This is a genomic window from Pseudomonas wayambapalatensis, assembly GCF_049942315.1.
Lineage (GTDB): Bacteria > Pseudomonadota > Gammaproteobacteria > Pseudomonadales > Pseudomonadaceae > Aquipseudomonas > Aquipseudomonas wayambapalatensis.
This window is the reverse complement of the sequence record NZ_JBNFMU010000092.1, coordinates 1-12328: the sequence shown is the minus strand read 5'-3', so window position 1 is coordinate 12328 and position 12328 is coordinate 1. Positions and strand designations below refer to the sequence as shown.

Below are 12328 nucleotides of genomic sequence, written 5' to 3'. Positions count from 1 at the left end.
TTAGACTCCTACTCGCTCCAGGAATTCAGCAGTAAGTGCTGTGATAATCCCTTTCGTATCATGGAAGTCCGATTTTCTTTTGGCTGTAGCAGATGTTATGAATGGCCTTGAGTCTACTGGTGCTTCAGCGACCGAGATCCGCTGAGGGAAATCATTTTCAAAAACGACTTCACTATAGTCACCTGAGCGCAATTCAGTCATGGTTGACTTGTGCAAGTTCGTTCTATAGTCAACTTTTGTAAAAATAATCCCCGCCAAATCTATTTTACAGCTGTGCTTTCTTTTTTTAAATGAATTTATTCTATTCAGTATCAGGCTTATGCCAATTTTCGACAGGATATCTGGAACTGTAGGAACTATATAATAATCACTGATACTTATTCCGTTTAATGTGATTGCACCAAGATTCGGCGGACAGTCGATAAGTATGAAATCGTAATCTTCTTTTATATCTTCAATTATATTACCCAGCACATCAACGTGACTAACATACGCTTTATTATCCATGTCTGGTATATCATCTTGAATCTCCACCAAATGTATGCTCGATGGCAATAAATCTAACCCTTCTATATCCGCAACATCGTTAAGTATGGCGTCATCTATATTGAATTGACTTTCGCCTTTTAACATATCATTGAACATATGATATAATGTTTGCCCGCGATCATGCCGATCCTGCCAGTCCTCTTGATCGATCAGCGATACAGTCGCATTTGTTTGTGGATCGAGGTCGATTACTAGAACCTTGTAACCGTCGACTGCAAGAGTTGCAGCAATATTCACAGTCGTCGTGGTTTTGCCAACACCACCTTTTAGGTTAATGAAGCTTACTACTTTTGTCACGATCTAGTCCTCGTATTAGCTTATTATGATTCTTTCATTTTAGAAGGTATCTGTACCATCCGCACTCTCCACTACTAAGACGCTACTATTTTGATGGCGTGGAGTCTAGATTTTTCATTTGCAAAAAATTTTCGGCATTAAATAGAGCAAAAAATGATCAACACGGTTCCTATTGCTCTGCCTCCGATGAAACGGTCTCTTTGTTTTCGCGCGCCATGACCTCTCGAGCATCCTGGATTTCGCGCCAGAACTTCGCTCTCCTGAAGTACCGCCAGGGCTAAGCGATGTGCCGCACTAAAACCTTGAGAATTGGTGACTAGAGCATAGCGCTCAAAAGCGTAAGCCGCCCGAAGCACATGGAAACCTCCGAGGTTATGTGCATGCAGGATATCCGGTGCAGGGCGGATGATTTCTGCCTAGGTCGTTAGCCTCACGTTTTAACCGTGCCAAGTCCGATAAGATGGCCTCACGCAAGCGCATCCCTGTGGCTCGCGCCAGCAAATATAAGCACGGCCCCCCTCGCAGCAGCTGATGGCTGCAAAGCGCATCGACGATCTGCTTAATCTGTTCGCGGTCTTGACGCTGCGGCACAGAATTTCTCCACCCGGTGCGCTGCATACCATAGCCTTGCTCGGACTTGGCAACTTCACGTACTGATCACCGCGAAGCACCGCCATTGTCTTGCTAGGCTCTGTCTGAAATGTATCTGCACTCGCCCATACTGCGTTGAAACGGGGCTCGGAATGCTCATGTACTCCAGTACAGTCGTGCGCGACCCCGGGCGTTCCTCCCCCCGTTTCGCCTTGTCTGGCCTTCGCGCAGACACATTTCAGACAGACCCTAACGTTGGATAACCTGTCTTATGCGGTGCTCAGAGCAAGATCCTCGGTCCGACCAGGTCGCGTAAGTGAGATGCGCATGTTTGATACCGGACCGCTCCTCGGAACAAAACCATTTGACGAATGCCCATCACCCACCCATCACAGTGCGCTTTGACTGTGGCCACAGCCGAACTAGTCTTTCAGCGCCTGCGGCCCTGCGTAGCTCAATTGCTTGCCAAAGCCGAAATTGCGGCCATCGCGCCTACCCACCAATGCCATGTCGGTCACCTCATCTGCCGTTCTCAGATCCTCGCCCCACGTCATCCCGCCAGGAATGCTGAGTGTTATCAGGGATCAAGGCCCCTGCGACCTGTGGGGATGTCCTCTAACGCGGGACTGGCGGCTCCTTACGTCCGGGAGCGAAGGCATCTCATGATCTGGCCTCCTGAGCACCGTTACCGGTGGGCGGGTGGAGGCAGCATTGGCTGACGAGACCAGTGCCGCGAGATCCTGAGCCATGTGCAAGCAGCAATGCGATGACCGGGGCATGCCTGACTGTCAGTCAGGTGCAGTCCATTCCTTGGTCTGCGGCACCATCATCTACAGCGCTGTTGCTGGTGACATCGGCGTTTGTCACGCCGATTGTCACGAGGGGGAATGCCGCAAAGCCTTGTGCAATGAGGGCTGCAGCAGTGGTAGAAGTGCCCGTCTCTTTCCAGGAGAAAGAGACGGGCGCAGGTTGGCGCAAGATTCGGCCAAGCGGATAGGTTGCTGCAGAGCAGCAAAGTAGGAGGTGTTGTCTGGCGCACGAGGGCCATGATTTGAAGTAGGCATCCATCACCGGGGAGGTGACCGGGCGAGCTGCCGGATGCGAATCGCCATTTGGAGGGGAGAACCACCGCTGAAACGGCGTAACGTTCAAGGTTCGGATTACCTGGGTTGCTGTCATCGACAGCGCTTGCACAATCTTTACGTCCGCAGTACGGGATGGCCAATCGATGAGTTCGCATGATTTTGCGATTGGACATGATATTGAGTGCTCGGAAAACCGGGTTTTCCGCCTGACTTGATCCTTATGTCTTTTAGGTTATTCCCCCACGCAGCGGGGCTTTTCGGTCCTGTTTTTAGACTCTGAGAGGCATTTGTCTTGAGGGCAAACTAGTATATCGATCCTCACTGGCATGGAGCCGCCGATGATGTGCAAGCTTTCTCGAGGCCGTGTAGTCATCACCATGACGCTCCTACTATCCGGCTGTGTAAAACACCATACCGAATGGAACCATGTGCAACTGCTTCAACCTCAGCCGTTCCCGTTCGCTTACGCATCTTTTGCGTTAATGTCTGGGACCCAGAATCGCCAAACGCCTAGCCAAAGGCCGAGCGTGCAATTTTCAACATCCTCGATTCGATCTCAGGAAGGCAGCTCAGACAGGGATTACTCCCGCGTCACTGAGGCGGGGGGAAGCAGTTATCGAAATGGCAATCGACTCACCAAGTATCAAAAACGATGGATCGCGGTAGGGCTGCTGTTGGTCTTCATCGCTACCCCGTTCGCCTGGCTCCTTTATCCCTCATGGCGCCGATCAAGAAAGTCGCCCCGATCAGAATCTATAGCGCCCGCCCCCGAACAAACCTCAACGCATGAAATCCAGGACGACCATGACCTTTGCCCAAACTGTGGAAGTCGTATGGTTCAGCGCGTGGCCAAACGTGGAAGGCACGCGGGAAAACCTTTCTATGGCTGTTCTACCTATCCAAGATGTTCAGGAATTCGAACAATCGAAGCTTTAGGGGTTGATCCATCTGTCAGTCAGCCCCAGCCGCGAATCTGAGATTTTGGGTATGACGAGCTGTCCCTTCTGCTAGCGTAACCGCATTCGCGGGCAAGCCCGCTCCCACAAAGGCTGTGTGGGCTCTCAGGTGTCGAGTGCGCTGGTTGGTGGGAAACAGCAGTAAAAAAGTAGAAAGATCCAGAAACAAGAAGGCCCGCCAAAGCGGGCCTTCTTGTTGCACAAGCCAAACTACGTTGCGCCTATTGAAAATGGTGCCGGAGACAGGAATCGAACCTGCGACCTTCGCGTTACGAGTGCGCTGCTCTACCGACTGAGCTACACCGGCGTGTCCGCAAAGCTACCACCGCCGCCATCCATACGCAAACCCCTGTTTCCCTTCACTTATTACCCTGCGCCCCACCCTGCCCCGCCGAACCTGCACAGCCGCTGGGCGCGAGATCCTCCTCGATGTCGGTGGTGCACGCCCACCCGGTCGCCGCGCGGGTCAGTGTCAGGCGCTTGCCCACCACGTTCGCAGGCGCATCCGCGAGGGTGCAGACGATGCTGCCGGTGCCTGCAGCGGCATTGCCGCTGGCGACGATGGCGCAGTGGTTGGTCGTGGGTTGCCCGCCCAGCGCGGTAACGTCGGCGACGTCCTTGCCTTCGTTCAGGCGCAGGTCCATCGGGGTCTTGAGCGCGGAGATTTCCAGGAGGCCGGCCGCTGCTTTGGTGCGGGCCTGGTGGTTGGTGTACATGGGGATAGCGATGGTCGCGAGGATGCCGATGATCGCGACGACGATCATCAGTTCGATGAGGGTGATACCGCGTTGGCCTTTCATAACAGGTTCCTTGTCGATTCGGTCGGGCCGCGAGCCGCTGGGCGGGCCGGGGCCGGCTGGGGCGCAGTAGAGCCCAACGGACACCTTTTGTCACCCCTGCGTGGCTGGACGTCATGTCCGCTCGACTACTCTAGTGGGCGTCTGGAGTTTCTGCCCTGGGTGGGGCGCGGCAAGCTGTTACGGAGCTTGTCGGGGTGTAGCAAGGAGCTGGTGAATGAAGGGTTCGACTCGGTTGTATGCGTGGCAGGGCGTGGATGCGCAGGGGGCGCGGGTCAGTGGGCAGATGCTGGGACGTAGCCCGGCATTCGTGCAGGCGGGGTTGTTACGCCAGGGCATCGAGGGCGCGCGGGTGTGGCCTGCGGGTGGGCGGGGTTGGAAACTGCCGGTGCGACGGGAGAAGGTGGATGCGCCGGGGTTTTCGCGTCAGTTGGCGACGCTGTTGAAAGCGGGAGTGCCGCTGCTGCAGGCGTTCGAGGTGATGGGGCGCAGTGGTGCTGACGCGGGGATGGTGGGGTTGCTTGGGCGCTTGCAGCAGGATGTTTCTGCGGGGCTGGGGTTGGCGGATGCGTTGCAGCGGCACCCGCGTTGGTTCGATGCGTTGTACTGCAACCTGGTACGGGTCGGAGAGCAGTCGGGGACGCTGGATCGGCAGCTGGAACAATTGGCAGACCTGCTGGAGCGGCGTCAGGCGCTGCGGCGCCGGGTGCGCAAGGCGATGCTGTATCCGCTGATTCTGCTGCTGACGGGGCTTGGGGTGTCGGCGTTGCTGTTGCTGGAGGTGGTGCCACGCTTCGAGGGGGTGTTTGCGGGGGTGGGTAAGGAGCTACCTGCATTTACCCGGTGGGTTATCGAATTGTCTGACGCGCTGGGGCGCCATCTGCTCGGTGTGCTGGGGGTATTCGGTGTGGCGGGGCTGGCGTTGCGCAAGCTGTACCAGGAGCATCTGCCGGGGCGGTTGTGGATGATTCGCCAGGCGCTGCGAGTGCCGGTGTTCGGGCGGTTGTTGAGCCATGCGGCGTTGGCACGGTTCGCACGCAGCCTGGGGACGGCCTATGGTTCGGGGGTGGTGCTGCTCGATGCGCTGGAGACCGTAGCGGCGGCGAGCGGCGATGCCTTGCACGAGCGGGCGATTCGCCAGTTGCGCCAAGGCATGGCCAATGGCTTGGGGCTGCATCAGGCGATGGCGCTGGAGCCGTTGTTCGCGCCACTGCTGGTGCAGTTGACGGCGATCGGTGAATCCAGCGGCACGCTGGAGGCGATGCTGAACAAGGCGGCCTGTCATTACGAGGAGCAGGTCGGCCAGGCGCTGGAGCAGTTGACCAGTCTGCTGGAGCCAGCCATCGTGCTGATCCTCGGTGTTCTGGTAGGTGGCCTGGTAGTGGCCATGTACTTGCCGATCTTCCAGTTGGGTAGCCTGATCTGACATGAATCTGTGGACTTTTCTTGCCGACCAGCCAGGGTTTTTCCTGGCAAGTGCAGCCGTGCTCGGGCTGCTGGTGGGCAGTTTTCTGAATGTGCTGGTGCATCGCTTGCCGGTGATGCTCGAACGCCAATGGCAGAACGAGGCGCGGGAGGTGCTGGGGATGCCGGTGCAAGCGCATGAGCGTTTCGACCTGTGCCTGCCGGCCTCGCACTGCCCCAGTTGCGGGCATCGGATTCGGGCGTGGGAAAACATTCCGGTGGTGAGTTACCTTGCCCTGCGCGGGCGCTGCTCGACGTGCAAAGGGCGGATCAGCCCGCGTTATCCGCTGGTGGAGCTGGCCTGCGCGGGGCTGTCGCTGGTGGTGGCGTGGCATTTCGGGGTGAGCGTGCAGGCGCTGTTGGCGCTGGTGCTGACGTGGTGCCTGCTGGCCCTGAGCCTGATCGATGCGGAACATCAATTGCTGCCGGATGTGCTGGTGCTGCCGACGCTGTGGCTGGGGCTGGTGGTCAATGCCTTCGGTCTGTTCGTGCCGCTGGCCGATGCGCTGTGGGGGGCGGTGGTCGGTTACCTGAGCCTGTGGTCGGTGTATTGGCTGTTTCGGCTGGTCACCGGCAAGGAGGGCTTGGGCTATGGCGACTTCAAGCTGCTGGCGCTGCTGGGCGCCTGGGGCGGCTGGCAGGTGCTGCCGCTGACACTGTTGCTGTCGTCGGTGGTGGGGGCGGTGATCGGGCTGTGTCTGCTGCGCCTGCGCAAGGCTTCGCTGGGGACGACGATGCCTTTTGGGCCCTATCTGGCGATTGCGGGCTGGATCGCATGGCTCTGGGGTGATGAAATATACGCTTCCTACATGCAACTGCTCGGATACTGATGACCACTGCTGCATTTACCCCCTGGATTCTCGGACTGACCGGCGGCATCGGCAGCGGTAAGAGCGCTGCTGCCGAGCGTTTCGTCGAGCTTGGCGTGCACCTGGTGGATGCCGACCAGGCGGCGCGCTGGGTGGTCGAGCCGGGTCGGCCGGCGCTGGCGAGCATCGTCGAGCGCTTTGGTGCGGGCGTGCTGCTGGATGACGGCACCCTCGACCGCTCGGCCCTGCGCCAGCAGATCTTTGCCGACCCGGCGCAGCGGCGCTGGCTCGAGCAACTGCTGCACCCGCTGATCGGGCAGGAGATCTTCAGCTACCTGGCCAAGGCCGAGTCGCCCTACGCGGTGTATGTATCGCCGCTGCTGATCGAGTCGGGGCAGTACCAGAAGACCCAACGCATCCTGGTGATCGATGTGCCGCAAGAGGTGCAGATCGCGCGCACGCTGCAGCGTGACAACACCAGCGAGGAGCAGGTGCAGGCGATTCTCAAGGCGCAGTTGGCTCGGGAAGAGCGCCTGCGCCATGCCGACGATGTGGTGGTCAATGACCGCGACCTGCCGTGGCTGCATCAGCAGATCGACCAGTTGCATGCCTTTTACCTGACTTTGCGAGGAGGCCAGCCTTGAGCCAGCCAATGACCGTCGATTGCCCGACCTGTGGCGCACCTGTGGAATGGAGCGAGAAGAGCCCGAACCGGCCGTTCTGCTCGGATCGCTGCAAGCTGATCGACCTGGGGGCCTGGGCGGCCGAGGAACACAAGATTCCAGCAGCGCCGGAGTCGGAGGATGAGCTGTATTCGGGGGATCTTGAGCCTCGGCATTGATTTGATGAGGGGGTGGGGATGGCACCGGCTTTGCCGGTGATCGCGGGACAAGTCGGAGCGCCGAACCGCCGCTCCCACAGGGGCTGTGCTGACCTTTAGATTTTCAACAAGACAGTTCCCCACAGGTGACTTCCAAAGGGGGTTCCACAGGGGTTTTTAGAGGCGATTCAGCCCTTCCCCTGGCCCTCGTCATCCTTCCATGGGGCCTGCAGATAGCGGGTGCGGTTGAAGGTTTCCAGCCACTCGGGGCAGAACACCACCAGGGCGCTGATCACGGTGCCGTTGATGAAGGCCTCGGGGAATATCATCAGCCACAGGTAGCCAACGAAATCGCTGAGCCACTCGGGCATGGCGAACAGACCGTCCAGCCATAGCACGCCCAGCGCGGCCATCAGACACAGCAAGGTCGCCAGGGCGGCGGCGAAGAATCCTGAACAGAAGATATAGACGAACAGGTTACGCGGCTGGGCGCGTTCGACCAGGATCGCGCACACCTCGGTGACCAGCACCGGCAAGCCGATGATCAACAGGCCGTTGACGCCCAGCGCGGCCAGGTCCTGACGGCCGAGGGCGAGCAGGCCGAGCTGGGCAAGAAAACCGCCGAGTATGGCCAGCGGCCAGTCCAGCAGGAGGGTCACGGCAGTCATGCCAATGAAGTGGTAGGACACGCCGGTGTCGAAATCGCGGCGCACCAGCCACAGCGCGAACAGGCCGAACACGGTGCCGAACAGCAGGTGCTGGCGGCGGGGGTCGCTGAACAGCTCGACCCAGCGAGTGCGGCTGGCCGCCCAGATCAACAGGGGCACGTAGGCCAGCCAGCCAAGCGTGAGGCTGGTGGAGGACAGGACCTGTGCGCTGATCATCGCGACCTCGCGTGCATGTCGGATGCTTTCGAGTCTACACCCATTCCCTGATGACGATTCCCACGAACAAACAAGCCCTTATCCTTCACAATTGCAGGCTAAGCTTGTTCCCATGGATGACTCAGACTACCTGCGCCTGCTTACCATCCAGGCCGAACAAGCCAACGCGTTCCTGTCCAATGCCCGCAAATGGGAGCGTGAGCGTTGGGTCTGCCAACGCCTGCTGCAAGGGTTGAACATTCCCTACCGCAGCGAAGACTTCACCCCGGCCGGGCAAGAGCCGCCAGACGTGCTGTTTCGCGATGCGGCGTTCGAGGTGTTCTTCGTCCTCGACGAGGGGCGTCGGCTCAACGACGAATGGCGCGAGGAACTGCAGCGCCGGCGCAGTGCCTTCTCCCTGGCCCAACTGGTGCGCCGCGAGGCGCGCCCCCGGCGCATCAGCGCGCAGGAGCTGCTCGCGCGCCTGGCCCCGACCCTGCGCAAGAAGGCGCACAACTACCGCGAGCGCGGGCTGGACTTGAGCGAGCTGGATATCATCGCCTTCGCCAGCCTCAAGCGCGAAGTGCTCGACCTGAACAGCCATTTCCCGCCACCCACCGAATACCTGCGCCAGGGCTGGCGCTCGCTGTCGCTGGTGGGGCCGACCTTCGCCCGGGTCTTGTTCGCCCACCCGGACGCGCCGGATTTCCTGCGCGGCAACCTGGGGCGCAGCATTCTGTTCGATGTCGGTATCAGTCTTTGATCGCGTGCCGGGTGTCTTTGCGATGGCGTACACTCGGCGGCGGAGATGAAAGGTATTATCATTTGTTTCACGTGCTTGCGATAACGCTGCAGGAAAGGTTGTAGCGTTCTCGTCATCCCAAGCGTCTACCCACGAGGCCCACCATGACCAGCCGCCTGAATCCGGAAGATCAGCGTCGCGTCGATGAGTATCTGCGAGCCCCCCAGCATCAAGTCGAGCGCAAGCCTTTCAGGCCCTGGCTGCTCCTTGCCCTGGTGGTGATCGTGACCATTGGTCTGGGCCTGTTGAGCCGCTTGCTGAGTGGACTGGTGCTATGAGCTGCCTTGCGCTCGCCCTCCTCTCTCGCACGCAGCGGCCGGACCTTGTGTCCAAGAATTCCGTAAAACTTGTGAGATATCCCCATGACTCATCGCATCGTGATTGTCGGCGGCGGCGCCGGCGGCGTGGAACTGGCGACCCGCCTGGGTAAGAGCCTCGGCAAGCGCAAACGCGCCGAGATCACTCTGGTCGACGCCAACCTGACGCACATCTGGAAACCGCTGCTGCACGAAGTGGCTGCCGGCTCGCTGAACTCCTCGGAAGACGAGCTGAACTACGTGGCCCAGGCCAAGTGGAACCACTTCAACTTCCAGTTGGGGCGCATGAGCGGCCTGGACCGTGAAGGCAAGCAGATCCAGCTGGCTGCGACCCTCGACGAACAAGGCCGCGAGCTGCTGCCCGCGCGCACCCTGGGCTACGACACCCTGGTGATCGCCGTGGGCAGCAACACCAACGACTTCGGCACCCTGGGTGCGGCGCAGCACTGCCTGTTCCTCGACAGCCGCAAGCAGGCCGAGCGCTTCCACCAGCAACTGCTCAACCACTACCTGCGCGCCCACGCCGGCGATCAGGCCAGCGAGCAGATCAGCGTGGCCATCGTCGGCGCCGGTGCTACCGGCGTGGAACTGGCGGCGGAGCTGCACAACGCTGCGCACGAGCTGGCCGCCTACGGCCTGGACCGCATCCAGCCCAAGGACATGCACATCACCCTGATCGAGGCCGGCCCGCGCGTGCTGCCAGCCTTGCCGGAGCGCATCAGCGTGCCGGTGCACAAGACCCTGGAGAAACTCGGGGTGACGGTGATGACCAACGCCGCGGTCAGCGAAGTGACCGAGGAAGGCCTGAAGACCGCGACCGGCGAAGTGATCCAGGCGAGCCTGAAAGTGTGGGCGGCGGGTATTCGTGCGCCGGGCTTCCTCAAGGATATCGACGGCCTGGAGACCAACCGGATCAACCAGCTGGTGGTGCGTCCTACGCTGCAGACCACGCGGGATGACGACATTTTCGCCTTTGGCGACTGCGCTGCCTGCCCGCAGCCGGGCAGCGACCGCAATGTGCCGCCGCGGGCGCAGGCGGCGCACCAGCAGGCATCGATGCTGGCCAAGAGCCTGAAGGCGCGGCTGGAGAACAAGCCGCTGCCAACCTACGCGTACAAGGACTACGGCTCGCTGGTGTCGCTGTCGCGGTTCTCGGCGGTGGGCAACCTGATGGGCAACCTGACCGGCAGCGTGATGCTGGAGGGTTGGCTGGCGCGGATGTTCTATGTATCGCTGTACCGCATGCACCAGATGGCGCTGTATGGGGTGTTCCGCACGGCGATGCTGATGATCGGCAGCAAGATCGGCCGCGGCACCGAGCCGCGCCTGAAGTTGCACTGATCAGCTGAGATCACGAGGGCCGCTTTGCGGCCCTTTTTGCGAGCACGTCGCCGCGCATTGGCCGCAAGCTCTGGCGTGATCGGCAGGGCAGAGTGCCAAGCAGGGTCAGCTGCATGGCCGCTCCAGGTGCGCGAGCAGATGCGAGACGGTGTCGGCCAATGGCCCGGAGTTGTCGAGCACCAGCAAGCCGGGGTCGGCCTCGCGCGCTTCGCTGGCAAAGCGGGCATTACGCGCCAGGCGCGCCTGCACTTCCTCCTGCGACTCACGCCCCCGCGCCAGCAGGCGCTGGCGCAGGATGTCCTGTTCGACACTGAGCAGTACCACCTGCAAATTCGGATAACGCTGCCGCGCCGTATTCAGGTAGCCACGCGAGCCGTTCACCAGCACGTCGTGCCCTTCTTCCAGCCACTGGTCGATGACCCGTGGAATGCCGTAGTGCAGGCCGTTGGCCTGCCAGTGCAGGGCAAATGCACCGTCCTCGCGCATCTGCTCGAACTGTGCGGCGCTCACCGCCAGGGCGGCTTCGCCCATCGCTTCGGCAGACCGGGTGATGACCCGCCGGGCAATGCGACAGCCACGTGCTGTCAGTTGTTCGCGGGCAGCGTCCAGCAGGCTGTCCTTGCCGGATCCGGACGGCCCGATCAGGTAAATCAACCTGCCTGCCATCAGTACACCCTCTTCGCTTCTCGCCATACCTGCCGCACCGACGCGGATATCGCCACGGTCATGCGACTCTCGCAGCACTGATCCTTTGCACGGCCCGGGGCAAACCGATGCCGCTGTGCCCGGCGGTGCCGAGAATGAACGCGGCAGCAGGCTGGTCGAATGATAATCGCTGGGAGGATATCCAGCAGCCCCTCGCGCGCCAAGTCGGCCGCTGCCACAGAGATTGTGGCTGGCCTTCAGATTTTGAACAGAACAGTTGCAACCCCAGGAAAACAGCCGCGAGTTACGAAATGATTTTCTCGAGACAAAAGAAAAAGGGCATCTCATTCGAGATGCCCTTTTTACATGGTGGGTCGTGTAGGATTCGAACCTACGACCAATTGGTTAAAAGCCAACTGCTCTACCAACTGAGCTAACGACCCGGAAAATGGTCGGGGTGAGGGGATTCGAACTCCTGACATCCTGCTCCCAAAGCAGGCGCGCTACCGGACTGCGCTACACCCCGAAATTGGCTCCGCGACCTGGACTCGAACCAGGGACCCAATGATTAACAGTCATTTGCTCTACCGACTGAGCTATCGCGGAACTGAACTTCGTACAACTCTTACAGCTTCGAAGTTTGTGTTAGCTTCGATCTCTTCAGCGTTGTCGCTGCTGAGGCCGGCTATTCTACATTCTTCGTTTTGCTTGTCAACCACTTTTTTTTACCCAACTTACTGATTTGTAAGTTGTTTTCAGATCATCTTTACCGCCGGTGATCTGCGTAGTGCCTGACAGCGGTGCGAATATTAGGGGCACTCGTTTTTTTGTGCAAGCATTTTTTTCAAAATTTTCAGCGAGTTAGATCCCGCGCCGAAAAATCGGGGGTTTGCGGGGTTTGCGCAGGTGATGTCCTGTGGCCAGTCCACAACGGGACCCCCCTCCAGTCCATACAACTTCGTTTCCCTCTCCCTTCGCCCCAGTTGCCATAA

12 protein-coding genes, 4 tRNA genes and 1 pseudogene are annotated in these 12328 nt (G+C 59.7%); 8 read left to right on the top strand and 9 right to left on the bottom strand.

Annotation, left to right across the window (positions count from 1 at the left end; genetic code table 11):
* A complete protein-coding gene (locus ACPZMI_RS03710; RefSeq protein WP_426351697.1) occupies positions 1-846 on the bottom strand; it encodes a ParA family protein in 846 nt (281 codons plus the stop codon).
* A gap of 137 nt (positions 847-983) precedes the next feature.
* Positions 984-1946 (bottom strand): annotated as a pseudogene (locus tag ACPZMI_RS03705) (integrase domain-containing protein).
* A 902-nt stretch (positions 1947-2848) separates the two neighbouring features.
* On the opposite strand from ACPZMI_RS03705, the gene ACPZMI_RS03700 reads away from it, so the two are divergent.
* A complete protein-coding gene (locus ACPZMI_RS03700) occupies positions 2849-3499 on the top strand; it encodes a topoisomerase DNA-binding C4 zinc finger domain-containing protein (protein ID WP_426351696.1) in 651 nt (216 codons plus the stop codon).
* Positions 3500-3709: 210 nt separating this feature from the next.
* On the opposite strand, the gene ACPZMI_RS03695 is transcribed toward ACPZMI_RS03700, so the two are convergent.
* Both ACPZMI_RS03695 and ACPZMI_RS03690 read right to left on the bottom strand, forming a co-directional pair.
* Positions 3710-3785: transfer RNA gene (locus tag ACPZMI_RS03695), tRNA-Thr, on the bottom strand.
* A 52-nt stretch (positions 3786-3837) separates the two neighbouring features.
* The gene (locus ACPZMI_RS03690) at positions 3838-4278 is read right to left on the bottom strand and encodes a pilin (protein WP_411383812.1); all 441 of its coding nucleotides are present in this window, start codon (positions 4276-4278) and stop codon (positions 3838-3840) included.
* A gap of 214 nt (positions 4279-4492) precedes the next feature.
* Between ACPZMI_RS03690 and ACPZMI_RS03685 the strand changes: the two genes are divergently transcribed.
* From ACPZMI_RS03685 to yacG, 4 genes are read left to right on the top strand one after another with little or no spacing between them, the layout of a single operon-like run.
* A complete protein-coding gene (locus ACPZMI_RS03685; RefSeq protein WP_426351695.1) occupies positions 4493-5701 on the top strand; it encodes a type II secretion system F family protein in 1209 nt (402 codons plus the stop codon).
* 1 nt (position 5702) lies between these two features.
* Positions 5703-6569: a prepilin peptidase gene (locus ACPZMI_RS03680; protein WP_426351694.1), complete on the top strand. Its 867-nt coding sequence runs from the start codon at positions 5703-5705 to the stop codon at positions 6567-6569.
* Positions 6569-7192, top strand: coding sequence for a dephospho-CoA kinase (gene coaE / locus ACPZMI_RS03675; RefSeq protein ID WP_426351693.1), 624 nt, complete (start codon positions 6569-6571; stop codon positions 7190-7192). Before ACPZMI_RS03680 ends, coaE begins: the two co-directional genes overlap by 1 nt.
* Complete coding sequence (gene yacG / locus ACPZMI_RS03670) at positions 7189-7389, top strand: DNA gyrase inhibitor YacG (RefSeq protein WP_054895240.1); 201 nt, start codon at positions 7189-7191, stop codon at positions 7387-7389. The genes coaE and yacG overlap by 4 nt, the downstream gene beginning before the upstream one ends.
* 167 nt (positions 7390-7556) lie before the next feature.
* Here yacG and ACPZMI_RS03665 read toward each other — a convergent pair whose 3' ends face one another.
* Entirely contained in the window at positions 7557-8252 is a 696-nt protein-coding gene (locus ACPZMI_RS03665; protein ID WP_426351692.1) for an energy-coupling factor ABC transporter permease, read from the bottom strand.
* A gap of 112 nt (positions 8253-8364) precedes the next feature.
* On the opposite strand from ACPZMI_RS03665, the gene ACPZMI_RS03660 reads away from it, so the two are divergent.
* From ACPZMI_RS03660 to ACPZMI_RS03650, 3 genes are all read left to right on the top strand, one after another.
* Positions 8365-8994, top strand: coding sequence for a DUF1780 domain-containing protein (locus ACPZMI_RS03660; protein WP_065863331.1), 630 nt, complete (start codon positions 8365-8367; stop codon positions 8992-8994).
* 143 nt (positions 8995-9137) lie between these two features.
* A complete protein-coding gene (locus ACPZMI_RS03655; RefSeq protein ID WP_054895237.1) occupies positions 9138-9311 on the top strand; it encodes a DUF3094 family protein in 174 nt (57 codons plus the stop codon).
* A gap of 84 nt (positions 9312-9395) precedes the next feature.
* Positions 9396-10691, top strand: a complete 1296-nt coding sequence (locus ACPZMI_RS03650; RefSeq protein WP_186667680.1) for an NAD(P)/FAD-dependent oxidoreductase — start codon at positions 9396-9398, stop codon at positions 10689-10691.
* Positions 10692-10796: 105 nt separating this feature from the next.
* Here ACPZMI_RS03650 and phnN read toward each other — a convergent pair whose 3' ends face one another.
* From phnN to ACPZMI_RS03630, 4 genes are all read right to left on the bottom strand, one after another.
* Entirely contained in the window at positions 10797-11357 is a 561-nt protein-coding gene (gene phnN / locus ACPZMI_RS03645) for a phosphonate metabolism protein/1,5-bisphosphokinase (PRPP-forming) PhnN (protein ID WP_186667679.1), read from the bottom strand.
* A 346-nt stretch (positions 11358-11703) separates the two neighbouring features.
* A tRNA-Lys gene (locus ACPZMI_RS03640) sits at positions 11704-11779 on the bottom strand.
* 6 nt (positions 11780-11785) lie between these two features.
* Positions 11786-11862 (bottom strand) — tRNA-Pro (locus tag ACPZMI_RS03635).
* 4 nt (positions 11863-11866) lie between these two features.
* Positions 11867-11942: transfer RNA gene (locus ACPZMI_RS03630), tRNA-Asn, on the bottom strand.
* Between the last annotated feature and the right edge of the window lie 386 nt (positions 11943-12328).